The sequence below is a fragment of the Micromonospora sp. WMMD714 genome, from assembly GCF_029581315.1.
Lineage (GTDB): Bacteria > Actinomycetota > Actinomycetes > Mycobacteriales > Micromonosporaceae > Micromonospora > Micromonospora rifamycinica.
In genome coordinates this window covers 5748738-5772322 of sequence record NZ_CP120744.1, presented here as the reverse complement: position 1 = coordinate 5772322, position 23585 = coordinate 5748738, and the positions used below count along the sequence as shown (strand labels likewise).

Below are 23585 nucleotides of genomic sequence, written 5' to 3'. Positions count from 1 at the left end.
GGATAGCCAGCCCGATCATGAGCGTTAAGTACGGGTAGCCTGTGTAGGACATGCTGTACAGGTAGGACGGGCTGGACTACCCTGGGTGGGTCTCGGTAAACCTGCGCGAAGGAGGGGCATGCCCAGGTGGAAGTGGTACCAGCGGCCGGGGGATTCGGGTGGGGAAGACGCCAGCGGGGCGGATCGGGGCGAGCGGATCGACGCGGCCGAGCGGGAGGCGGCCCGGTGTCGCCTGCTGGCGCAGGCCGAGGCGGAGCGGATACCCGTGGAGGACACGACGCGTGCTGTGCCGGATCGGCGGTGGCGGCGTGGGCGGTGACGACCTCCCGGTCGGGCGTCGGGTGGCGCGCTGGCGGGTGCGACGGCAGATGACCCAGCAGATGCTGGCCGATCGGCTCGGTAAGTCGAAGAGCTGGGTGGACAAGGTCGAACGCGGGGTCCGGGCGCTCGACCGGTACTCGGTGATCCAGGAGATCGCCGAGGTGCTGCGGGTCGATCCGGCGCTTCTGCTCGGCACCGGGCTGCCGTCGTCGGGCCGGGCCGGTGGGCTGGACGGGGTGGACGGGCTGCGCGCCGCCCTCGCCCGCTACGACCTCACTGCGGCAGTGGTGTCGGCGGCGGAACTGGAGCGGCACGTCGCACACGCCTGGTTGACCTACCAGCACGCGCACTACGCGCAGGTGGTGCGGGCGCTGCCGGGGTTGCTCGACGCGGCCCGCAGCCGGCACGCGACAGCGCCCGGGGGTGCGGCGGAGCTGCTGGTGCAGACGTACCGGATCGCCTCGGCGGTGCTGGTGAAGCTCGGTGAGGCCGACCTCGGGTGGTTGGCCGCCGACCGGGCGATGGCCACGGCCGGTGACGACCCGGCGTTGGCGGGGACGGCGGCGGTGGCGGTGGGGCAGGCGCTGCGCGCGCTGGGCCGTAGGCGGTTGGCGCTTGCGGTGACCGTGGCCGCCGCGCGCCGCATCGCCCCGAGGCCGGTACGCGATGCCCCGGCGGGGCGGCAGGCGCTCTGCGGGACGCTGCTGCTCCAGGCCGCCCTGGCCGCCGCCGAGCACGGTGATCCCCGTCGGGCCGACGAGCTGGTCGATCTGGCTGCCGGTATCGCCACCCGGGTCGGGGCCGGCAACGACCTGCACCGCAGTAGTTTCGGGCCGGTCGCCGTCGAGCTGGCCCGGGTGGTGGCGGCGATCGAGGTGGGCGACGCCGGGGAGGCGGTCCACCGGCACGAACAGGTGGTCCGTCGGGAGGGTTGGCGGCTCCTGCCGGCCGAGTACCGGGCCGCCTACCTGGTCGACGCCGCGCGGGCGTACCTCCAGGTAGGTGATCTGTTCGGGGCCGGTCGGGTGCTGGTCGACGCGGACGGTATCGCGCCGGCCGAGGTGCGGTGCCGGCCGGTGGCCCGTACGGTCATCGCCGAGCTGGCCCGGGGGCGGCCGTCGGGGGCCGGCGTCGCGCGACTGGCCACGCTGGTCGGCCTCACCACCCGGTGACCGGGGCTGCCCGCGGTGGTGGCCCGACCGGTCCGACCGGGCCACCATCGCGGGGTCGGCGGTTACAGGGTGACCTGCCGGCCGCCGAGGGTCACCACGAGCCGCCCGTCGGAGGCGAAGGACCAACCGATGGCCCCGGTGTACGACGCGCAGCGGGAGCCGTTGCTGCCGTTCCAGAACTGGTTGGAGCTGTCGCTGTTGCCGACGATCTTGTCGTTGGACCCGCTGCCGCTGCGGCAGGAGGTGTTGTTCCGGAACACCGAGCTGCCGCCGTCGAACGAGAAGTTGCGCTCGGTGTTGTCGATGCTCAGGTTGTTCGAGATCGACATCGAGCCGAGGTTGCGGTTGTAGGTGAACCCGTGCTTGCCGTTGCGGAAGGCGATGGTCCGTCGCACGACGTGGTTGACGCCGATGTCCTCGCCGCCGAGCTTGAACCCGTTGCGGTCACCGTTGCCGTTCTGGGTGCCGTTGCTGAGCGTGCCGTTGTTGTAGGCGAGCGAGTCCTCGATGGTCACCACACCGATCGGTCCGGTGTCGGTCTTGGTGTAGAGGTCCCACCCGTCGTCGATGTTGTTGTGCGACACCGCGTACCGGAAGACGTTTCCACTGCCCACGGTGAGCTTGGCGGCGAAGCCGTCGGCGTCCTCCCCGTCGGAGTCGGCGTTGTCGTGCGACTCGGCGCTGAGCACCAGGTTGTTGGCCGGCCACTGGTCGCGCGGGGTGCTGGAGGCGATCCGGGAGAGCTGCAGCCCGCTGTCCCGGTTGAAGCGGGTCACCGTGCGCTCGATGATGTTGTTGCTACCGCCCACGAAGATCCCGTTGTCGCCGGCCCGCTCGACGACGAGGCCCTGGACGTGCCAGTACGACCCGTTCAGGGCGAGCCCCCGGTTGGCCGGGTCCTCGCTCATCGCCGAGAAGTTGAGCACCGGCTTCTCGCCCGGGTAGGCGAACAGCTTCTTGCGGGCGCTGGCGGTGCCGTTGTTGCCCGGTTCGATGGTGACGGTCTGCGCCAGGTTGTACGTCCCGGCGCGGACGTAGATCGTGCCGCCGGCGGTGACCCGGGTGATGGCCGAGGCGAGGGTGGTCGGGTTCGCCTGGGTGCCGGCCGCACCGGCGGTGCCGTTCGGTGCCACGTACAGCGTGCTGCCCGACGGCGGTGGGGTCGTGGGCGGTGGGGTGGTCGGCGGCGGCGTGGTGGGCGGGGGTGTGGTCGGCGGTGGGGTCGTGGGTGGGGGTGTGGTGGGCGGTGCGGTCGTCGGGGGCGCGGTGGTGGGGGTGACGCCGCCGGTGCAGGTCACCCCGTTGACCGCGAAGGTCGTCGGGACCGGGTTGCTGCCGGTCCAGCTGCCGTTGAAGCCGAACGAGACGGTGCCGTTGGTGCCGACGGACCCGTTGTAGCCGGCGTTCGCGGCGCTGACCGAGCTGCCGTTCTGGTTGAACGTGGCGTTCCAGCCCTGGTCGACGCGTTGCCCGGCACCGAACGTCCAGGTGGCCGTCCAGGCGGTGAGCGGGTCGCCCAGGTTGGTGAGGTCGACGTTCGCGCTGAAGCCGCCGGACCACTGGGTGGTGACCGTGTAGGTGATCCGGCACCCGGCGGCGGCCTGGGCGGCGTTCGCGGTGATCACGACACCGGTCGCGGTGAGCGCCGTCGCGGCGACTGCGGACATCCACAGTGCCGTCCGACGCTGTCGGTAGATCATGGTCTTCTCCTGTGGGGGTCGGGGCACCGGGTCCGCCCTGCCCGGGGCAGCTCCGGGAGGTGGTGTCATGTCAGGTAAGCGCTTTCCAAGGTACTGAGCGTTGTCTATGCCGTCAATTTGTCCGCCGGCCCCGACCGCCCGGCACGGCGCTCCTCCACCCTGGGGAGGAGGCGGCCTCCGACCGGGGGCCGTGACCGGGGCCTCCGGTCGGGCGCGGTCGGGCCGGCGGCCGGCGAGGCTCGACACATGACTGACGTGATGTCCCGGGCGGCCGGCCGGCACCGCCCCCTGATGGTGCTCAGCGTGGCGGCGGCGGTGCTCGCCGTCGTCACCGCGGTGGGCCTGGTCGTCGACGGCCGGGTGCTCACCGGCGTGCCGATCTGGCTCAAGCCGTTCAAGTTCTCGGTCTCCTTCGTGCTGTACGGGGCCACCCTCGCCTGGATGCTCGCGCAACTGCCGCGTCGCAGCCGGCTCGCGGAGTGGTCGGCCAGCGTGGTGGTGGCGATGGCCGTGGTCGAGATGGCGGTCATCGTCGGGCAGGTGCTGCGCGGCACCACCAGCCACTACAACCAGACCACCCCGCTCAACGCCGCGCTCTGGCAGGTGATGGGATTGGCGATCATGGTGTTGTTCGTCGCGCACGTGCTCGTCGCGGTCGTGCTGCTGGTGCGGCGGCCCCGGGACCGGGCCACCACCTGGGCGGTGGGCCTGGGGCTCGGCCTGTCCGCGCTGGGGATGCTGGCGGCGTTCCCGATGGTGGCCCAGGACCGGGCCGGGCCGGACGGCATCGCCGGGGCGCACAGCGTGGGCGTGCCGGACGGCGGGCCGGGGCTGCCGATCGTCGGGTGGAGCACCACCGGCGGCGACCTGCGGATCGGGCACTTCGTGGGGCTGCACGCCATGCAGGCGCTGCCGATCCTGGCCTTCCTGCTGCGCCGCTACCTCGGGCGCTGGCTCGACGAGCGGAGCCGGGTCCGGCTGCTGGCCGTCGCGGGGGCCGGGTACGGCGTACTCACCGTGCTGTTGACCTGGCAGGCGCTGCGCGGGCAGCCGCTGCTGCGCCCGGACGTGACCACGCTCGCCGCGTCGGCCGCCCTGCTGGTCGCCACCGGCGCCGCCGCGACGGTGGTGCTGTTCCGGCGGCGACGCCCGGACCTGGCGCCAGCCGCATGACCGCCACCTGGTTCTCGCTGACCTTCGCGCTGGCCGCGCCGTTCTGGGCACTGATGATCCTGGTGCCGGGCTGGTCGTGGACCACCCGGGTCATTCGGTCGCCGCTGATCGTGCTGCCGGTCCTGGGGATCTACGCGGTGCTGGTGCTGCCGGCCCTCGGCGAGCTGCTCCCGGTGGTCGCCTCGCCGACCCTGACCGGCGTACGCGACCTGCTGGGCACGGACGTCGGCGCGGCGGCGGCCTGGGCGCACCTGATCGCCTTCGACCTGTTCGCCGGCCGCTGGGCGTGGCTCGACGGTCGGGAGCGGGGGGTGCCGGCGTGGGTCATGTCCCCGGTGCTGGTGGCGACGATCCTGTTCGGGCCGCTCGGGCTGGCCGGCTACCTGGGGCTGCGGACCCGCTGGAACCGCCCGACCGGTGCCGCCGACTCTTCCTCCCGACCGTAGGCTGAGCCGGTGGGCTGGGTCGGGCGACTGTTCGACGTACGGGACACCCTCGTGCGGATGCTGCTGCTCGATCTCAGCGGCCTCGGCTATCTCCTCTTCGGCACGCGGACCGGGCAGTCGCCGACCGGCGCGCAGTGGGCGTTGGCCGGGGCGGCGTTCCTCGTCGCGCTGGTGACGCACCGCCGGCCGATGGTGAACCTGACGGCACAGACCGTGCTGCTGCTGGTGGCGATCACGGCTGTCGACGACACCACGATCAACCAGGTCGGGGCCAGCTGGGGGCTGCTCGAACTGACCATGCGGTGCCGGCGGCCGCGCACCGGTTGGGTGGCCGCCGGAGTGCTGGGCGTGGTCACGGCGTTCAACCCGGGCGGGCACGGGGCCAAGGGCGTCGCCGGGACGGTGTTCGGGGTGCTGGTGTACGTCGGACTGCCGCTGCTGGCCGGGACGGTGGTACGCACCAACCGGGAACTCGCCCGGCAGGCCGAGGAGCGGCTTCGGGCGGATCAGCTGCGCCGGGAGTCGGAGAGCCGGGCGGCGCGCGCCGACGAACGCAGCGCCATCGCCCGCGAACTGCACGACGTGGTGGCGCACCACGTGGCGTCGATGGTGCTGCGGGTCGGTGTCGCCCGGCACGTCCTCACCGACCCGGATCCCCGGGTGGGGGCGGTCTTCGACGACGTGCACGCGACCGGGACGGCGGCGTTGGCGGATCTGCGGGGGCTGGTCGCGGTGCTGCGGGATCCCGACGCGGCGCACGGGGACGCGGCGCTGACCTCGATCGAGCCGTCGGCGCTGCCGACCGCGCTCGGCGCGGCGGTCGACCGGGCACGGCAGTCGGGGGTGACGGTGGAGGCGGAGGTCGATCCGGCGGTGGGCGCGCTCGACGCGGTACGGGGGCTGGCGGTCCTGCGGTTGACCCAGGAGGCGTTGACCAACGTGGTGAAGCATGCCGGCGCGGCCACCCGGGCGCGGCTGTCGGTGTCGGTCGTCGGCGACTCCGTCCATTGGGAGGTGGCCGACGACGGGCGGGGCTGGACCCCGGCGACGGTCCCGCCCGGCGGTGGGCACGGCATCACCGGCATGCGGGAGCGCGTCGAGGTGCTCGGCGGGCGGCTGGAGGCCGGCCCGGCCGGCACCGGCTGGCGGGTCCGGACGGTGCTGCCCGCCGTGGCGTCGACCGAAGCCGGCCCGTCCCCGGCCGCCGGCCCCCCTCCCGGCGGTCCGACGCCCGCACCACCGGGGGCGGGTGGTCCGACGCCGGCACCGCTCGGGGATGACGGTCCGACGACCCCGCCGCCCGGCTCGGGCGGTCCGTACCCGGCGTGGCGGTCGTGATCCGGGTGCTGCTGGTCGACGACCAGCACCTCATCCGCGCGGGCCTGCGCATGCTCTGCGAGGCCCAGCCCGACATCGAGGTGGTCGGGGAGGCCGACAACGGCCGCGACGCGGTCACCCTGGCCGCCCGGCTCGTCCCCGACGTGGTGGTGATGGACCTGCGGATGCCCGGCGTCGACGGGATCACCGCGACCGGCCGCATCCTCGCCGACCGGCCCGGGGCGCGGGTGCTGGTGCTGACCACGTTCGGCGACGACGACCACCTCTATCCCGCGCTCACCGCCGGGGCCTGCGGCTTCCTGCTCAAGGACGCCCCGCCCGGTGAGCTGGTCGACGGGGTGCGGCGGGCCGCCGCCGGGGGCAGCCCGTTCAGCGAGGAGGTGCTGCAGCGGCTGGTCCGACGGGCGGTGCACGCCCGCGCCGAGCCACCCCGGCCGGTGTCCGGGCTGACCGCCCGGGAACGGGACGTGCTCGACCTGGTGGCCGAGGGACTGTCGAACTCCGAGATCGCCGACCGGCTGCACATCGGCGTGACCACCGTGAAGACCCACATCACCAGCCTGATGACCAAGACGGACAGCCCGAACCGGGTCCGCCTGGCGCTGTTCGCCCGGGGCGGCTGACCGCGCACGCCCGCGATGGTGGAGCGCGCCGCCCGCCCGGGGCCGGTGTCGGTCGGCCCGGCTATCCTGCGCGACGCCGGGGCGTCCCCGGCGGGCTCGGGTGGGGAGGTCGGGGTGACGGTCGGGGAGTCGGACCCGGTGGCGTTTCAGGGAGCCATCCGCACGGTCGCGCAGGAGACGGGCGTGGGCCGGATCGCCGCGCTGCGCCGTCTCGGTGAGCTGGTGGCCGGGCGTCCCGGGCAGCGGCCGCAGGCGGTCGCGGCGCTCGCCGACGGGCTGCGGACACCGGTGGGGGCCGACGGCTGGGACGTCGACGCCCGGCGGGAGGCGGGCCGGGTGCTGGCCACGCTGCTGCGCCCCGCAGCGGTGGCGGAAACGCCGGCCGGGCCGGTCGACCTGCCCGCCGCACCGGACCCGCCCGCCGCACCGGACCTGCCCGCCGTCGACCTCGACCTGCGGGCGGCCACCCTGGTGGATCTCGACCTCTCCCGCGCGGTGCTGGGTGCGGGCCGGTTCGCCGACGCCACGTTCCTCGGGACCACCTCGTTCGCCGACGTGCGGTTCACCGGTGTCGCCGACTTCGCCCGCACCGTCTGGCCCGGCCCGGCCCGGTTCAGCCAGGCCCGGTTCCTCGACCATGCCGCCTTCGGCCGGGCCCGGTTCCGCGCCGACGCCGATTTCACCGGGGCGCGGTTCGCCGCGTTCGCCTGGTTCGGCCGGGGCGAGGACGAGCTGTGGGAGGACGACCCGGCCTGGGAGAGCATCGAGGAGACCTCGCCCGCGTCCTGGGACGAGCCGAACGAGGACGACCCGCACTGGCCGGTCGCCGTGCTGATGGGCGACTACCAGGAGTGGAGCGAGGGCGGTGACGGCGCCCGGTTCGTCGGGCCGGTGTCGTTCCGGCAGGCCCGGTTCGCCGGTCCGGCCTGGTTCTTCAAGGCGCGGTTCGCCGCCGCCGCGACGTTCCGCCAGGCCCGGTTCGCCGGCCCGGTCCACCTCGACCAGCCCACCGTGGACCTCACCGGAGCGACCTGGGCCGACACGGCAGACGACGGCCCGGTGTGCTGGCCGCTGGGCTGGACGCCGGCACCGGCCGGGCCGGACGGGGCGCAGCTGGTGCCCGACGACGCCGTCCGGCCGTACGCGGGCCAGCTCGCCGACGCCGACCCCGATGTGCGCCGGGCCGGCCTGGCGGTCCTCGCCGACCTCGGCGATGCCCGGCCGGAGCTGCGGCAGCGGGTGGTGGACACGATCTGCGGCTATCTGCGGATGCCGCTGCCGTTCGACCTGGCCGGACCACGCACCGACGGGCAGGCCGTCGAGTTGGAGCTGCGGCGCACCGCGCAGCGGCTGCTCGCGGCGCGGCTGCGACCGTCGACGGACGCCGTGGGCGGGCCGCCGCACTGGGCGGGGACGGATCTCATGCTCTGCGGGGCCACCCTGGTCGACCTCGACCTCGGCGGTTGTCACGTCGGCCACGCCGATTTCACCGGTGCCCAGTTCCACGGCGACACCGGGTTCGCGGGGAGCGTCTTCACCGGGGCGACCTTCCGGCTCGGCGGCGACGGGCGGGCGTCGTTCCACGGTCCGGTCAGCTTCGCCGGGGCCCGGCTCGACCTGCGCCGGAGTGTGCGCGAGGTGCTCGGTGAGGTCACCTGTCATGCCGAGGTGGTGATCGAAGAGGCGGTGTCACCCCCGCAGTGAGCACCGCCGCGCGCCGGGCCGGTCCCGCGTGGTCCCGCCGACGGTGCGCCGGGTCGTCCCGGCGGCGGCCCGGTGTCGTGCGGTCCCGCCCCCGCCGCCGGGTCGGCGGGTCGGGGTCAGCCGGTCACCCGGGCGACGAACGCGGCGACGTTCGTCGCCAGCCGCTGGACCTTCTCCTCCGTGGTGAGCGACTCCTGCATCCGGGCACCCGGCCCGGGGTCCTTGCGTCCGCGCACGTAGAGCGGGCAGGCGAGGTCGGTGCAGAGGTAGGTGCCCACCGAGTTGCCCTGCTGCCCCGCTTTGCCGGCCCTCGGCGCGACCATCAGGCTGACGCCACCGGCGGGGGAGGTCAGGCAGATGGTGCACAGGCCGCGCGGTGGCTGCCGGGTGGTGGGGGTGGGGCAGCGCAGCACCAGGGCGGTCCGTCGGCCGTCCAACTCGGTGACCAGGTAGGCCCGGTCGGGAGCGCGGGGGTCGCGCCAGCCGAGGTAGTCCAGGTCGGGCCAGGGGCGGTCGGCCAGGTCACGGGGGACGTACAGCCGCTTGCTCTCGCCCTTGGTGCAGTTGACGAACGCGGACCGGATCTCCTGCTCGGTCAGTGGTTCCATGACGGCAACGGTAATTTGCCTAAAACCTTTAGGCAAACCCATAATGAGTCATGGTACGAGCGGGCTTGACCCCCGGACGCCTCACCCGGGCCGGCGCGGAGCTGGCCGACGAGGTCGGCTTCGACCAGGTGACCCTCTCGGCGCTCGCCCGGCGCTTCGACGTACAGGTCGCGAGCCTCTACGCGCACGTGCGGAACTCCGGCGACCTGCGGACCCGGATCGCCCTGCTGGCCCTCGACGAGCTGGCTGTCCGGGCCGCCGACGCCCTCGCCGGTCGGGCCGGCCGGGACGCGCTGGCCGCCCTCGGCGGCGTCTACCGCGACTACGCCCGGGAGCATCCTGGCCGGTGGGCCGCCGCCCAGCTCAGGCTCGACCCGGAGGCGGCCGCCGCCAGCGCGGGCGGCCGGCACGCCGAGCTGACCCGGGCCATCCTGCGCGGCTACCAGCTCGGCGAGCCCGACCAGACCCATGCGGTCCGGCTGCTGGGCAGCGTCTTCAACGGTTACGTCAACCTCGAACTGGGCGGCGGGTTCGACCACAGCGCCCCGGACACCGAGCAGACCTGGAACCGGGTCCTCGACGCCCTGGACGCCCTGCTGCGGAACTGGCCCGCGCCCTGACCGGCCGTTGTGGCGCCGGGTCCGCGGGGCCGTCGTGGTCGACGCCCTGCCGGCCCCGCCTGCCCTGCCCCCCGCCCGCCGGGGTCGAGGGCGCGTGCGTCGCCGGCCCACCCGCCGGGACGGGGCGTGGTGGCGTCAGCGGGGGCGGCGGGCGATCCGGACGCCGATGGCGAGCGCGCCGATCACCAGCAGGCCGCCCAGGAACTGGAGGCCGGGGGAGTCGTCGGACTCGCCGAGCACGACGCCGGCCACCCCGGCGGCCAGGACCACGACCGCGGCGAGGGCGAGCAGGTACCTCACGGCGTCGGCTCCCCGTCGTCGACGAATTCGAGCACGTCGCCCGGCTGGCAGTCGAGCACCCGGCAGATCGCCTCCAGGGTGCTGAACCGCACCGCCTTGGCGCGGCCGTTCTTCAGCACGGCCACGTTCGCCGGGGTCAGCCCGACCCGTTCGGCGAACTCGCCCACGCTCATCTTGCGTCTGGCCAGCTCGACGTCGATGCGTACGACGATGGGCATCAGATCACCGCCTCCATGTCGGTACGCAGCGCGGTGGCCTGCCGCAGCAGCGCCCGCATCACCACCATGAGCAGCCCGAGCACGGTGACGCCGACCGACAGCAGGAACAGCAGCATCGGCAGACCCGGGTCGTCGGCGTGGAACCCGACGTAGAGGAATACCCCCACCAGCACCAGCCAGCCGGCGGCGATGGCCCAGACGATGGCGTCCACCCAGGCCAGCGCGGGTTCGCTGAAGATCCGGTCCTTCCTGACCAGGGTGAGCAGCCGCCAGGTCGCCACGATCACCACCTGGACGCAGAGCACCCAGAACACCGTCACGGCGGTGGCGGGCCAGCGCAGGTAGGCCTGCTCGGGCGACTCGCGCGCCAGGTGGGCGAACTGACCGGGCAGCGACATGGTCTGGAACAGGACCAGCACCGCGAACAGGACCACGAGGAAACCTCTGAGGGCGGTGACCGCCCAACGTGCCGTCGTCATGTATCGACTATCGCTCTTAACCTATCGAAAGTCAATCGACTCGACGATGCGGGAGGACCCGGGAAACCCTCGGTCAGGGGACCGGCCACTCGTGGACCGGACGGTTGCTGTGCATCAGCTCGACGTAGTGGCGGACCACCTCGCGCAGCGCCTCGGGGCGGTCGAGGTGATCGGCGGTCTCCAGCCGGTGCAGCGCCGCCACCTGCCAGCTCGCGCCGTTGCGCCCGGTCAGGCAGCGCTGCTCGATGATGCCGAGCAGCCGGTCCCGTTCGGCCGGATCCACCCCCCACCCGTCCAGCCCCTGGTGGGCCAACGGCAGCAGCCGGCGCAGCACCAGCTCGGTCGCCGGCAGGTAGCCCAACCCCGGCCAGTAGACCTGCGCGTCGATGCCGTGCCGGGCACCGCTGGTGAAGTTCTCCTCGGCCGCGCTGAACGACATCTGCGACCACAGTGGCCGGTCCGCCTCGGCCAGCGCCCGGACCAGCCCGAAGTAGAACGCGCCGTTGGCGATGGTGTCCACCACGGTCGGCCCGGCGGGCAGCACCCGGTTCTCCACCCGCAGGTGCGGCCGACCCTTCCACACGTCGTAGACCGGCCGGTTCCAGCGGTAGATGGTGCCGTTGTGCAACCGCAGCTCGGCCAGCTTCGGCACCCCGCCCGCGGCCAGCGTCTCGGCCGGGTCCTCCGGGTCGCCGACCGGCAGCAGCGCCGGGAAGTAGCGCACGTTCTCCTCGAACAGGTCGAAGACGCTGTTGATCCAGCGCTCACCGAACCAGACCCGCGGGCGTACCCCCTGGGCCTTGATCTCCTCGGGGCGGGTGTCGGTGGCCTGCTGGAACAGCGGCACCCGGGTCTCCCGCCACAGCTCACGGCCGAAGAACAGCGGCGAGTTCGCCCCCAGCGCGAGCTGGACCCCGGCGACCGCCTGGGCGGCGTTCCAGTAGCCGGCGAAGTCGGCCGGGCTGACCTGGAGGTGGAACTGGGTGCTGGTGCAGGCCGCCTCCGGGGTGATGGTGTCGGCGGTGGTGGCCAGCCGCTCCACCCCGCTGATGGCGATCCGCAGATCCTCGCCCCGGGCGGCGAAGATCTGCTCGTTGAGCAGCGCGTAGCGCGGGTTCGCCGACAGTGCGCCGGCGGTCAGGTGCCCCGGTTCCAGGGTGGGCAGGATGCCGATCATGACCATGTGGGCGCCGACCGTCCGGGCCTTCTCCTCGGCGGCGTTCAGGCTGGCCCGCACGTGCGACTCGAACTCGGCCGTGCCGGTGCCGACGAGCCGCCGGGGCGCCACGTTGATCTCCACGTTGAACTGGCCCAGCTCGGTCTGGAAGCTGGGATCGGCGACGGCGGCGAGCACGTCGGCGTTGCGCATCGTCGGGCGGGAGTCGTCGTCGACCAGGTTCAGCTCGATCTCCAGGCCGGTCATCGGCCGTTCGACGTCGAACCGGGACTCCCGCAGCATCTCGGCGAAGACGTCCAGACACCGGCGTACCTTCTCCCGGTATCGGGCCCGGTCCTCCCGGCTGAAGGTGCGCGCTCCGACTTCCTCGCCCATGGCCACCGCCCTGTCACCGTTGGTCCGATCAACCTTGCACGTCCCCGGGGAACCGGAAAGGCCCGAAGGACCCTCTACGTACCCACCGACGACCCTGGTGATCCCCACGGTCTCCCGGCCGTCGCGGACCGGCCGGCGACGACCGCTGGATAGCATGGCGCGATGCGCGAGAAGACGACCCGACTGTTCGTGGCGGCCGCCATCGCCGAGGCGTGCTCCTGGCTGGCCCTGCTGGTCGGCATGGCGGTGAAGTACGGCCCGCCGGGCAACGAGATCGGCGTGCAGGTCTTCGGGCCGATCCACGGCGCGCTCTTCGTGGCGTACGGCATCCTGGTGCTCGCCGTCGCCCGGCTGCACCGGTGGTCCCCCGGGGTCACCGTCGTCGCGCTGGTCTGTGCGGTGCCGCCCTTCGCCACCCTGTTCTTCGAGCGGTGGGCCGCCCGTCGGGGGCTGCTGCGGGCCACCCCGGCGTCGCGCCCGCTGACCCCGGTCGGCTGACCCGCGCCCGCTGACCCCGGTCGGCCCGCGGTCAGGTGAGGATCACGGCGGCGGCGACCAGCAGCACCAGCACCGCCCCCAGCACCGCCTGGATCAGCAGCGGCGGGCCGAGGTGGCTCCACACCGTCGCGATACGCGGGGTCAGCAGCTGCCCGGTGGTCAGGTTGACGATCCGCTCTATGCGCGGCGGCAGGTCGACGTCCTGTGGGCGGAGGGTCAGCTGCACCCAGTCGGACGGGTGCACCGCGCTCTGGGGCAGGTGCCCGTGCAGCTCCACCTCGTAGAGCTGGCCGTTGTCGTCGCGCACCCGCAGCGGGGTGACCAGGAACTCCGGCCCCTTTTTGAGGTCCTTCCACTTTCGGCGGGCGCCCCCACCGCCGAGGCTGGACAGCACCGTACGCACCAGCATCACCAGCAGCCCCGCCACGCTCGCCGCGGTCAGCACCGCCACCAGCACCGGCTGGCCGATCCTGACCTCGCGGGAGTAGCCGTCCATGAACCGGACCACCCGCCCGGTGAGTATCCGCTGCGTCGGGCGTATCACCCGATTACGGAGATCGCTGTCCATGTTCACCACCGAGAGTCCGGTTCCGTTCACTGATGGTATCCGCCTCCTGGGTCGAATGACGTGAATGAACCGGCGTCTCACGGCCCCCGGCCGCCCCGTCGTGACGAGGTGACATCCCGGGTGGCGCGGGTAAGCGGGCGGTCGAGCCGGAAAGGGGTCGAGCATGCAGCTGTCCTTCCTGCGCCCGCTCTACGACCGTCCCGGGCCGTGGTGCTCTGTCTATCTGGACGCCTCCCGGGACACCCAGGACGCGCGTCCGGCACTGGACCTGCGCTGGCGTGCCCTGGCCGAGCAGCTCGTCGCCGACGGGGCGGACGAGCCCACCGTCGCGGCACTGGACCGGGTGGTCCGGGGCCACGACCCGATGCCGGGCGACTACGGGCTGGCCGCGTTCGCCAGCCGGGGCCGGGTGGTCCTCTCCGAGTACCTGTCCGCGCCGCCGCTGCGCGACCTGGCCGCGTACACCGCGCTGCCGCACGTCATGCCGCTGCTCGCGCAGCGTGGTGAACAGGTCGCCTGGGTCCGGGTGCTCGCCGACCGCACCGGCGCGGACGCCGTCGCGGTCAGCGCCGGCGGGGTGCCCCGGCGGTCCCACGTCACCGGCACGCAGACCTACCCGCTGCGCCGGGGGCAGTCCGGCGGCTGGTCCCAGTCCCGCTACCAGCGGGCCGCGATGGAGGCCTGGCACCACAATGCCGGGGACGCCGCCGCGGCCACCGCCGAGCTGGCCGACCGGGTCGGCGCGGACGTGGTGGTGGTCGCCGGGGACATCCGGGCCACCGGAATGATCGCCGCGCAACTGCCGTCGCGCTGGCAGGACGTGGTGGTCCGCACCGACGCCGGCTCCCGGGCCGGCGGCGCCGACCCGACCGCGATGGACGACGTCACCGTGCAGACCATCGCGGAGGCGGCCGACCGGCACGTCACCGCCGCCCTGGACCGGTTCGGCACCCAGCAGGACGTCGGGGCGGGGCTGGACGCCGTGGTGGACGCCCTGCAACGCCACCAGGTCGACACCATGCTGCTCGTCGACGACCCGTCGGCCATCGGCGAGCTGTGGATCGGCCCGCGGCCCACCGACCTCGCCACCGCACCCGGCGGGCTCGCCGCGGTGGCCGACCCGCAGCGGGTCCGCGCCGACGCGGCACTGGTCCGGGCGCTGGTCGGCACGGACGCCGACCTGACCGTCCTCGGGCCGGACGAGGCCCCCGAGCTGGCCGACGGGCTCGGCGCCGTGCTGCGGTACGCCGATCCGGCCACCCCGGGACGGGACCATGGCTGACCGTACGGTCGCCCAGCTGGTGGTGGACCGGTTGCGGGCCTGGCGGGTGCCCCGCGCCTTCGGCTGCCCGGGAGACGCGATCGCCCCGGTGGTCGGGGCGTTGGACTCCGCCGGTGGGGATCCGGAGTTCGTCCCCGCCCGGCACGAGGAGACCGCCGCCTTCATGGCGACCGGCCACGCCAAGTTCACCGGCGGCGTGGGGGTCTGCCTGGCCACCCAGGGGCCGGGCGCGGTGCACCTGCTCAGCGGCCTGTACGACGCGAAACTGGACAGCCGGCCGGTGGTGGCCATCATCGGCGAGGACGTCTGCGGGCCGCTGGGCGAGGTGCACGAGGAGATCGGGCTGAGCCGGCTCTTCGCCGACGTGTGCCACCAGTTCGTCCGTTACGGCCGTACCCCGGCGCAGGTGCCGGCGCTGCTCGACCAGGCGTTCCGTACCGCGGTGGCGACCCGCAGCCCGACCTGCGTGGTGCTGCCCCGCGCGTTGCAGGTAGCCGCCGTGGCCGACCTGCAACCGCACGCGGCGGGGGTGCTCAACGCGACGCCGGGTGAACCGCTGGCCCGGGTGCTGCCCCACCGGGCGGACCTGGACGCCGCCGCGGCGCTGCTCACCGTCGGGCGACGGGTGGCGATCCTGGTCGGGCAGGGCGCCCGGGGCGCGGCGGAGCAGATCACCGTGCTGGCCGACCGGCTGGGCGCGGGGGTGGCCAGCTCGCTGCCGGGCAAGCCGGTCCTCGACGAGCGGCTGCCGTTCCACACCGGGGTGCTCGGCGAGGTCGGCACCCCGGCCGCCGCGGAGCTGATGGGCGGCGCCGACACCCTGCTGCTGGTGGGTACCAATGACCCGTGGACCGACTACCTCCCGCCGCCGGGCCAGACCCGCACCATCCAGATCGACATCGACGGGCGACGGATCGGCACCCGCTACCCGGTGGACGTGCCGCTGGTCGGCGACGCCGCCGAGACGCTGCGCGCCCTGGTGGGCCAGGTCGCCGACCGGCCGAACCGGCAGTGGCGGGCCACCGTGGAGGGCTCGGTGGACCGGTGGCGCAGCGCCGCCGCCGCCCGCGCCGCCGAACCGGCCGAGCCGGTCAACCCGCAACTGGTGCTGCACGAGCTGTCCACCCGGCTGCCCCGGACCGGGGCGGTCGCGGTCGACGTCGGTGCGGTGCTGCCCTGGTACGCCCGCCACCTGACGCTGCCCCCCGGGGTCGACGCGCAGCTCTGCGGTGCCCTCGGCTCCCCGGGCTGCGCGCTGCCGTACGCGTTCGCGGCCAAGCTGGACCGCCCGGACGCACCGGTGGTCGCCCTGCTGGGCGACGACGCGATGCAGCTCAGCGGGCTGGCCGAGCTGATCACCGTGGCGCAGCGCTGGCAGGAGTGGGTCGATCCCCGGCTGGTGGTGCTGGTGCTCAACGACCGTGACCACCGCGACCCGGGTGGCGGCCGGTGGGTGCCGGCCGGGGTGGCCGCCCGGTCGCGTCCCGGGGCGGCGGGCGTCCGCCGGGCCGACGTGCCGTACGCCGGGTGGGCCCGGCTGCTCGGGCTGCACGGTGTCCGGGTGGACCGGCCGGAGCTGGTGGGAGCCGCCTGGGACGAGGCGCTCGCCGCCGACCGGCCGTGCGTGCTGGAGGCGGTGGTGGACCCGACGGTGCCCCGGCGGGCACCGGAGCCGGCCCTGGCCGACCTGCGGGACCTCGTCGCCGACGGCGACGCCGCCCGGCGGATCCGGGACCGGATGATGTCGGCCGACGGGCGGTGACCGCCGTGTCGGAGCCGCCGGGGCCTACCGGCCGGAGGTCGAGGATTGCGCCCGTCGGCGCGGGATGCCCTGTTTAGACCCCAGCGGGACGGGAAGCCGGGCCGCGTGGTGAGCGATCGGGGCAGGACGGAACCGGTGCCGTGGGCGACGACGGCCCCGGACGCCGGGCTGTCCGGTGACCGGGTGGTCGCCGCGGGCAGCACCGCGCGGGTGCTGGTGGCCGCCGCCGCCCGGGCGTTGCGCGGGCTGGACTGCGCGGACCTGGGGCACCCCGGCCCGTCGTCCCGGTCCACCGTCGCCGCGGAGCCGGCCCGGCGGGACGCCGGCCGGGTGACACTGACCGCCGCGCAGGCCGCCGGGGTGGACGGGGAGCGGGTGGCCCGGTGGATCGTCGGCCAGTACCCCCGGCAGCGCTATCCGGCGGTGGTGCTGGGCTCACCGCACGCCGCCGCCGTCCACCTGGCCGTGGCGCTCGGGGTGCCCTGGTTGCCGGCCGGGTTCGAGATGACCGCCCAGTGGACGCACGGCGCGGTGGACCGGCCCGGGGCGGCCCTGGACCACGGTGCCGCGTTCGCCGCCCGGGTCCTCGCCGGCAACCCCGACCTGCACGTACGCCAGGTGCACTGCCCGGCCAGCCGGGGCGCGCTGGCCGGGACCACGCTCAGCCTGGTGGCCCGGTGGCGGTCGCTGCCGGTGGCGTACGCCCGGTTCCTGGCCGACCGGCTGACCCGCCGCTCGGCGGTGCTGCTCGTCGGCGACGGACGCGGCTGGCCGGTGTCGGACTCCGGACCGGGGCACAGCTTCCAGCTCGGCTCCCCGGCCTGCGGCCTGGAGCCGGTGGACTTCCATCCGGACTCCCCGACCCTGCGCCAGGTGCTCCGGGCCGCCGGCGGTACCGGGGCCGGGTGGGAGCCGCCGCCGGTCACCGCCGCCCGGGGCTCCGCCGAGCACGGGGTCGAGCCGGGTTTCGCCAGTGCCCTGGACCAGTGGACCCGTACCCGGGGGCACGAGCTGCGGCAGGTCGGGGTGCCGCACCCGGGGGCGCTCAGCGCGGCCACCGCCGACCTCTACCGGCGGTGGCTGCGCCGGGCCGGCAAGACCGGCGACCGGTTGGTGGTCGAGTGCGGCCGGTTGCTCGACCCGTGGCAGGTGGTGCGGGCGGGGCTGGTGCCGTACTGGTGTGAGAACGCGACCCGGCGCAGCGTGGACGACGTGGAGTGGTGGCTGGCCGGCAGCGAACCGTTCAACTCGGTGGACGTGCTGCCCGAGTCGCCGGGGATGCGGTCCCCGGCGTTGGCCGGGCTGCCGCAGTGGCTGGCGGTGGCGGCGTTCGGGCGTCGTCGCCGGGCGCTGGACCGCACCGCCGCCCGGGGCTACCCGGTCGGGCCGGTGGCCACCCGGCGGGCCACCGAGGTGCTGCGCGGCCAGCCGTACGACCTGCCGACACCGCCGCCGCTGGGTGTCGGCGAGGCGCTCGCCGGGTTGCACGAGGCGGGTGCGTCGCTGGGGTTGGCGGTGTCCTGACCGGTCCGTGCCGACCGTCGGCCGGCTCCGGTGGGAGCGCCGGTGACCCCCGACCGGCCGGGCGGGGTTAGCCCGGAAAGGGGACGCCCGGGGTGTCCGCGCCGCCCGGCCGGACCCGGCGCACCGAAACATCCTCGCGAACCCGGGGCTGCGTGGTTGAGTACCTGGGGAGCGGGAGGACCGCCCGCCGCGACGGTTCGACCACGTCGCGTGACGGTCGGTCGCCGTTCCCACGCGTCCGGTGATCCCGGCGCGGCAGGTGACCTACTTCCGACCCGGTGCGTGGTCCCACCACGCGCACGACCGGCTCGATCCGGGCGGGGGACCTTCCTGAGGGAGGCGCGGATGTTCGGACAGACCACCACGACCACACCACCGCCGACCGATCGCGGTCTGGAGGACCTGGACGCCGCGGCGCTGGCGTACGCGGCGCGGATCGCCGGCCTGCCACCGGAGCGTCGGGGGGAGGCGCGCGAGGACCTGGTCCGGTTCGCCCTGCCGTTCGCCGGCCGGCTGGCCCGCCGCTACCGGGGGCGGGGTGAGCCGCTGGAGGACCTGGAGCAGGTGGCCCGGCTCGGCCTGGTCAACGCCGTCGACCGGTACGACCCCGAACGGGGCTCGTTCACCGCGTACGCGGCGATCACCATCGTCGGGGAGATCAAGCGGCACTTCCGGGACCGGACCTGGGGGGTGCACGTGCCCCGCCGGCTGCGTGACCTGATCCTGGAGGTCGGCCAGGCGACCTCGGCGTTGACCAGTGAGCTGTCCCGGGCGCCGAGCGTGGCCGAGCTGGCGGCCCGGCTGGAGACGCCGGAGGAGGAGATCCTGGCCGCGCTGGAGTCGGCGGCCGGGTACAGTCCGGCCTCGCTCAACGCGCCGGTCGGCGGGGAGAGTTCCGCCGAGTTCGGTGACCTGGTGGGGGAGTCGGACACTGACCTGGAGTCGGTGGACGACCGGGTGACGATCAGCGGGTTGCTGCACCGGTTGCCCTGGCGGGAGCGGCGGATCCTGGCGATGCGCTTCTACGGCAACCAGACCCAGGCGGAGATCGCCGCCCGGTTCGGCATCTCCCAGATGCACGTCTCCCGGCTGCTGTCCCGGGCGTTGACCTGGCTGCGTCAGGCGATGCTCGCCGACACCCCGCCGCCGTGGCAGAACGGCGCCGCGGAGACGGAGACCGGCCGGAACCGGATCGTGGTCAGACGCACCGCGGAGCGAACCGTGGTGGAGGTCGGGGGCGAGATCGACCGGGACGGCGCGGCGCAGTTGCGCCGGACGATGCTGGAGGCGGTCGCCGGGCAGCCCCGCGAGCTGGTGGTGGACCTGGACGGCGCGGGCGGGGTCGACGCCGGCGGCATCGCCGCCCTGGTGGCGGGCCGGGACGCGGCGATCCGTACCGGGGTGCCGGTGCGGCTGACCCGGGTCCAGCCGGCGGTGGGGCGGTCGCTGGCCGCCGCGGGTCTGCCCGCCCCCGTGGACGCCTGAACCGACGACGGCCGCCGGGCCGGCACCCCCTCGCGGGAGCGCCGGCCCGGCGGCCGTGGCGTGCCGGTCAGCGCCGCCCGGGGTCGTCGTCCGTGCCGTGCGGGTGACGCCACCGCCCGGGGGTGTCGGGATCCGCGCCGCCGGGTGGTTCGCTGTCGGGCGCGTCGGAGTGCGCGAAGCCGGGCCGGCGGACGTCCTCCGGTTCGGGCACCTCCACCGGGCGGGCACCGGACTGCGGGGCGGGCTGGTAGGCGACCGCCTCCCGGGCACCGTGCGCGCCCTCGGCCGCCGGTGACTCGGGGACGTGCCGTTCGTGGTGCAGCTCGTCGTGCAGTTCCTGCGGCGGTCGGGTGGTGCGTTGCGGCAGGTCCCGGCCGAGGTCGGCGACGAGCGGACCGTACTTCGCGTCGAAGGCGGGGCGTTCGGAGCGGATCCGGGGCATCCGGTCGAAGTTGCGCAGCGGCGGCGGGCAGGAGGTGGCCCATTCCAGCGAGTTGCCGAAGCCCCACGGGTCGTCCACCGTCACCAGCGCGCCGTACCGCCAGGACTTCCAGACGTTGTAGAGGAAGAACAGGGTGGACGCGCCGAGCACGAACGACCCGACGGTGGAGATCATGTTGAGCGTGGTGAAACCGTCGCCGGGCAGGTAGTCGGCGTACCGCCGGGGCATGCCCTCGTCACCCAGCCAGTGCTGGACCAGGAAGGTGGCGTGGAAGCCGACGAACATGGTCCAGAAGTGCAGCTTGCCGAGCCGTTCGTCGAGCAGCCGGCCGGTCATCTTGGGGAACCAGAAGTAGACCCCGCCGAAGGCGGCGAAGACGATCGTGCCGAACAGCACGTAGTGGAAGTGCGCCACCACGAAGTACGAGTCGGTCACGTGGAAGTCCACCGGCGGGCTGGCCAGCAGCACCCCGGTCAGGCCGCCGAGCAGGAAGGTCACCAGGAACCCGACGGCGAACAGCATCGGCGTCTCGAAGGTGAGCTGGCCCTTCCACATGGTGCCGATCCAGTTGAAGAACTTCACCCCGGTGGGCACCGCGATCAGGTAGCTGAGGAAGCTGAAGAACGGCAGCAGCACCTGCCCGGTGGCGAACATGTGGTGCGCCCAGACGGTCATCGACAGGACGGTGATCGCGACGGTGGCCAGCACCAGGCCGGTGTAGCCGAAGATCGGCTTGCGGCTGAAGACCGGGATGATCTCGGTGATGATGCCGAAGAACGGCAGCGCCACGATGTAGACCTCGGGATGGCCGAAGAACCAGAACAGGTGCTGCCAGAGCATCGGCCCGCCGGTCGCCGGGTCGTAGACGTGGGCGTCGAGCAGCCGGTCCGCGCCGAGGGCCAGCAGCGCCGCGGCCAGCAGCGGGAAGACCAGGATCACCAGGACGGCGGTGAGCAGCATGTTCCACGTGAAGATCGGCATCCGGAACATGGTCATGCCGGGGGCGCGCAGGGTCAGCGTGGTGGTGATCAGGTTGACCGCGCCGAGGATGGTGCCCAGCCCGGAGACGACCAGGCCGACCACCCACAGGTTCCCCCCGATACCGGGGGAGTTCGTCGCGTCGCTGAGCGGGTTGTACGCCGTCCAGCCGAAGTCCGCCGCGCCGCCCGGAGTGAGGTAGCCGCCGACGACCATGGTGCCGCCGAACAGGTAGAGCCAGTACGCGAACGCGTTGAGCCGGGGGAACGCCACGTCCGGGGCGCCGATCTGCAACGGCACGACGTAGTTGCCGAAGGCGAACACCAGCGGGGTGGCGAAGAGCAGCAGCATGATCGTGCCGTGCATGGTGAAGGCCTGGTTGTACTGCTCCGGGGAGAGGAACTGCATCCCGGGCCGGGCCAGTTCGGCCCGGATCAGCAGGGCCAGCACCCCGCCGACCAGGAAGAAAACGAACGACGTGACCAGGTAGAGCAGGCCGATCTGCTTGGCGTCGGTGGTGCCGAGCAGCCGCAGCAGCTTGTTCCCGGGCAGCGCCGGACGGACCGGGCCGGGGAAACCGCCGAACCGGGCCGGGGCGAGGATCGCCGGCCCCCGGTCCCGGGCCGGTTCCGTGGTTACCCGTCTGGGCATGGTTCTCTCACCCCGTCGTGACGACAGAAAGGACGGGCGCGACTACCCGCCCCACTGCCCATGTAACCAGGCGAGAGGGGGAATTTCGGTCAATTGGCCGGCAGGAGTGCCCAGACCACCTTGCCGTCGACCAGCGGAGAGCTGCCCCAGCGCTGCGCCATCTCCCGGATCAGCAGCAGCCCCCGGCCGCCCTCGGCGGAGAGGCTCGGGCTGGCCTCGCGCGCCGCCGTCCGGCTGCCGTCGGCCACCGCCACCCGCAGGTACGGCTGGTGCAGGGTCAGCGTGATCCGCATCGGGGTGTGGGCGTGGCGCACCACGTTGCCGACCAGCTCGCTGAGCACCAGCGACGCCGGCTCGACCAGGTGCGGCACGTTCCACCGGGCGCAGGCGTCACCGACCAGCTCCCGGGCGCGTCGGCAGGCCCCCGCCACCGGCTCCAGCCGGGCCCGCAGCCGGGGCGCGGCGACTGCTCCGGCCAGCCGGGTCGCCTCCGCGCAGTCCTGCCGCACCGGCACCACCCGACAGGTGGTGGAGGTGGCCAGCCAGGCCGCGGCGTTCGGCGGGGGAGAGCAGAGCACCACCGGCACGGCCGGCCAGTCGGCGGCCTGCCGGGCGGCGGCGGCGAACACCGACAGCGCCAGCCGGTCGGCGACGGTCACCCGGCCCAGGTCGACCACCAGCGCGTCCGGCAGGGTGGTCAGGCAGCGGTCCAGCACGGTGTGCACGGCGCGCATGGTCCCGAGGTCGAGCGCGCCGGCCAGGCGTACGACGGTCACCGGCGACTCGTCGTTGACCTCGCAGGTGATCCGGCTGACCATCGGCCCTCGATTCCGTTCGTGGTGCTCGGCAGGACCGCCAGGTACCCGCGACCCGGCGGGGCGAAACCGGGGCCGGCACCGCCCCGCCGCCGGGTACCCGCGGCTCAGGCGGCCCGGAGCTGCGGCAGTGCCGCCGAGGCCCGGACCGTCTCGTAGAGGGTGACGTACCTCTCGGCCATCACCGCCGGGGTGAACCGGGTGGCAGCCTCCCGCCGGCACTCGTCCGGGTCGATCCGGTGGGCCGCCAGCAGCAGCTCGCCCAGCTCCTCCTCGTCGTCGGTGAGCAGGCCGGTGCGCCCGTGCGTGATCAGCTCCGGCAGGCAGCCCCGCCGGGTCGCCACCACCGGCGTGCCCAACGACAGCGACTCCACCACGGCCGTCCCGCCGGGCTCCTCCCAGCGCAGCGGGAACAGCGACGCCCGCGCTCCGGCCAACAGGTCGTCGCGCTCCCGGCCGGCCACCGTGCCGACCCAGCGCACCAGGTCACCGTCGACGTGCGGGGCGACCTGCTCGTAGAAGAAGCGCACGTCCGGGTTCTGCCGGGCCTCGTCGCCCGCCGCCGCCAGATCCGCCGGCCGGTGGTACGGCCCGACCGGGCCGGCGAGCACCAACGGCACCCCGGTCCGGTGGGCCAGCCGGGCGCCGACGTCCTGGCCCTTGCCCGGGTTGATCCGGCCGAGAACGACCGCGTAGTCGCCCTTGGCCGGCCGGGGCGCCCGGTCGGCGTGCACGGCCAGCGGGGTCGACAGGTGCACGTGCCCGACCGAGTGCTCCCGCAGCGCCCGGGGTGCCCGGGCCAGCTGGGCTGCGGAGACCCCGTTGACCCGGACCCGTGCCCCGGCGTCGAGGTTGCCGTACAACTCGGGGTGTTTGGCCAGGTCCCAGTGCAGGGTGTGCAGCACCGGCGGGGCGGCCGGCCCCATCGCCGCGAGGGTGGCCAGCCCGACCGCCTCCACGTGGTCGTGCACCAGGTCGATGTCGGTCCGCCCGTGCACCTGCCGGACCACTCCGGCCAGGTGCGCCTGGGACACCCCGCACACCTGGTTGTACGGCCGTTGCAGGGCGGCGAACTGCCCGTCGTCGTAGACCGAGAACTTCTCGTCCACCGGCAGGGTGCTCGACCCCACCGAGGCGAGCACCACCTTCACCCCGAGCCGACGCAGCTCCGGCACCAGGGTGGCGATGACGTTCTCGATGCCGCCGTACCCGGGCGGGGGGACGGACAGCCACGGGCCGGCGTTCATCAGCACGGTGAGGCTCATGGTCGGGGTTTCCTCTCGGGGCGGGCGGAGTCTCGGGACGGTGTCCGCCCGTTCGGGGGGC

At 74.2% G+C, this 23585-nt stretch carries 22 protein-coding genes; 12 read left to right on the top strand and 10 right to left on the bottom strand.

From position 1 onward, the window contains the following. Positions 1-308: 308 nt before the first annotated feature. On the top strand, positions 309-1493 hold the full coding sequence (locus tag O7625_RS24695) for a helix-turn-helix transcriptional regulator (RefSeq protein ID WP_282341929.1): 1185 nt from the start codon (positions 309-311) through the stop codon (positions 1491-1493). 62 nt (positions 1494-1555) lie between these two features. On the opposite strand, the gene O7625_RS24690 is transcribed toward O7625_RS24695, so the two are convergent. Further along, positions 1556-3193: a cellulose-binding domain-containing protein gene (locus tag O7625_RS24690; RefSeq protein ID WP_282341928.1), complete on the bottom strand. Its 1638-nt coding sequence runs from the start codon at positions 3191-3193 to the stop codon at positions 1556-1558. A gap of 246 nt (positions 3194-3439) precedes the next feature. Here O7625_RS24690 and O7625_RS24685 point away from each other — a divergent pair, with 246 nt between their 5' ends. The 5 genes from O7625_RS24685 to O7625_RS24665 all read left to right on the top strand — a co-directional run bounded on the left by O7625_RS24685 (position 3440) and on the right by O7625_RS24665 (position 8477). Continuing rightward, the gene (locus tag O7625_RS24685) at positions 3440-4366 is read left to right on the top strand and encodes a hypothetical protein (RefSeq protein ID WP_282341926.1); all 927 of its coding nucleotides are present in this window, start codon (positions 3440-3442) and stop codon (positions 4364-4366) included. Beyond that, the gene (locus O7625_RS24680) at positions 4363-4812 is read left to right on the top strand and encodes an ABA4-like family protein (RefSeq protein ID WP_282341925.1); all 450 of its coding nucleotides are present in this window, start codon (positions 4363-4365) and stop codon (positions 4810-4812) included. The genes O7625_RS24685 and O7625_RS24680 overlap by 4 nt, the downstream gene beginning before the upstream one ends. 9 nt (positions 4813-4821) lie before the next feature. Then, complete coding sequence (locus O7625_RS24675) at positions 4822-6150, top strand: histidine kinase (RefSeq protein WP_282341924.1); 1329 nt, start codon at positions 4822-4824, stop codon at positions 6148-6150. Beyond that, complete coding sequence (locus O7625_RS24670; protein WP_282347079.1) at positions 6147-6773, top strand: response regulator transcription factor; 627 nt, start codon at positions 6147-6149, stop codon at positions 6771-6773. Before O7625_RS24675 ends, O7625_RS24670 begins: the two co-directional genes overlap by 4 nt. Positions 6774-6911: 138 nt before the next feature. Beyond that, complete coding sequence (locus O7625_RS24665) at positions 6912-8477, top strand: pentapeptide repeat-containing protein (protein ID WP_282341922.1); 1566 nt, start codon at positions 6912-6914, stop codon at positions 8475-8477. Between the two features lie 116 nt (positions 8478-8593). On the opposite strand, the gene O7625_RS24660 is transcribed toward O7625_RS24665, so the two are convergent. Continuing rightward, positions 8594-9085, bottom strand: coding sequence for an FBP domain-containing protein (locus tag O7625_RS24660; protein WP_282341920.1), 492 nt, complete (start codon positions 9083-9085; stop codon positions 8594-8596). A gap of 65 nt (positions 9086-9150) precedes the next feature. Between O7625_RS24660 and O7625_RS24655 the strand changes: the two genes are divergently transcribed. Beyond that, a complete protein-coding gene (locus tag O7625_RS24655; protein WP_282341918.1) occupies positions 9151-9705 on the top strand; it encodes a TetR-like C-terminal domain-containing protein in 555 nt (184 codons plus the stop codon). A 135-nt stretch (positions 9706-9840) separates the two neighbouring features. Here the strand turns inward: O7625_RS24655 and O7625_RS24650 are convergent, their stop codons facing one another. From O7625_RS24650 to O7625_RS24635, 4 genes are all read right to left on the bottom strand, one after another. Next, entirely contained in the window at positions 9841-10005 is a 165-nt protein-coding gene (locus O7625_RS24650; protein ID WP_172898356.1) for a hypothetical protein, read from the bottom strand. Continuing rightward, positions 10002-10223, bottom strand: coding sequence for a helix-turn-helix transcriptional regulator (locus O7625_RS24645; RefSeq protein WP_282341915.1), 222 nt, complete (start codon positions 10221-10223; stop codon positions 10002-10004). Before O7625_RS24645 ends, O7625_RS24650 begins: the two co-directional genes overlap by 4 nt. Beyond that, positions 10223-10702: a DUF2975 domain-containing protein gene (locus O7625_RS24640; RefSeq protein WP_282341914.1), complete on the bottom strand. Its 480-nt coding sequence runs from the start codon at positions 10700-10702 to the stop codon at positions 10223-10225. The genes O7625_RS24645 and O7625_RS24640 overlap by 1 nt, the downstream gene beginning before the upstream one ends. 73 nt (positions 10703-10775) lie before the next feature. After that, positions 10776-12254 carry a glutamate-cysteine ligase family protein gene (locus O7625_RS24635; RefSeq protein WP_282341912.1) on the bottom strand — a complete coding sequence of 493 codons (1479 nt, stop codon included), beginning with the start codon at positions 12252-12254 and terminating at the stop codon, positions 10776-10778. A 162-nt stretch (positions 12255-12416) separates the two neighbouring features. Between O7625_RS24635 and O7625_RS24630 the strand changes: the two genes are divergently transcribed. Then, positions 12417-12752, top strand: coding sequence for a DUF3817 domain-containing protein (locus O7625_RS24630; protein WP_067310957.1), 336 nt, complete (start codon positions 12417-12419; stop codon positions 12750-12752). Positions 12753-12783: 31 nt separating this feature from the next. Here the strand turns inward: O7625_RS24630 and O7625_RS24625 are convergent, their stop codons facing one another. Continuing rightward, entirely contained in the window at positions 12784-13329 is a 546-nt protein-coding gene (locus tag O7625_RS24625; protein WP_282347077.1) for a hypothetical protein, read from the bottom strand. 154 nt (positions 13330-13483) lie between these two features. On the opposite strand from O7625_RS24625, the gene O7625_RS24620 reads away from it, so the two are divergent. The 4 genes from O7625_RS24620 (at position 13484) to O7625_RS24605 (ending at position 19373) form a co-directional block, all read left to right on the top strand. After that, positions 13484-14602 (top strand): Vms1/Ankzf1 family peptidyl-tRNA hydrolase, encoded by a 1119-nt coding sequence (locus O7625_RS24620; protein ID WP_282341910.1) that lies wholly within the window; start codon positions 13484-13486, stop codon positions 14600-14602. Then, a complete protein-coding gene (locus O7625_RS24615; protein WP_282341909.1) occupies positions 14595-16364 on the top strand; it encodes a thiamine pyrophosphate-binding protein in 1770 nt (589 codons plus the stop codon). Before O7625_RS24620 ends, O7625_RS24615 begins: the two co-directional genes overlap by 8 nt. Positions 16365-16499: 135 nt before the next feature. Then, positions 16500-17888 carry a hypothetical protein gene (locus tag O7625_RS24610; RefSeq protein WP_282341907.1) on the top strand — a complete coding sequence of 463 codons (1389 nt, stop codon included), beginning with the start codon at positions 16500-16502 and terminating at the stop codon, positions 17886-17888. A gap of 345 nt (positions 17889-18233) precedes the next feature. After that, entirely contained in the window at positions 18234-19373 is a 1140-nt protein-coding gene (locus tag O7625_RS24605) for a SigB/SigF/SigG family RNA polymerase sigma factor (protein WP_282341905.1), read from the top strand. A gap of 67 nt (positions 19374-19440) precedes the next feature. Here the strand turns inward: O7625_RS24605 and ctaD are convergent, their stop codons facing one another. The 3 genes from ctaD to O7625_RS24590 form a co-directional block, all read right to left on the bottom strand. After that, positions 19441-21444 (bottom strand): cytochrome c oxidase subunit I, encoded by a 2004-nt coding sequence (ctaD, locus tag O7625_RS24600; RefSeq protein ID WP_282341903.1) that lies wholly within the window; start codon positions 21442-21444, stop codon positions 19441-19443. An 89-nt stretch (positions 21445-21533) separates the two neighbouring features. After that, the gene (locus tag O7625_RS24595; protein WP_282341901.1) at positions 21534-22262 is read right to left on the bottom strand and encodes an ATP-binding protein; all 729 of its coding nucleotides are present in this window, start codon (positions 22260-22262) and stop codon (positions 21534-21536) included. A 104-nt stretch (positions 22263-22366) separates the two neighbouring features. Continuing rightward, positions 22367-23524: a glycosyltransferase gene (locus O7625_RS24590; RefSeq protein WP_282341899.1), complete on the bottom strand. Its 1158-nt coding sequence runs from the start codon at positions 23522-23524 to the stop codon at positions 22367-22369. Positions 23525-23585 lie beyond the last annotated feature (61 nt).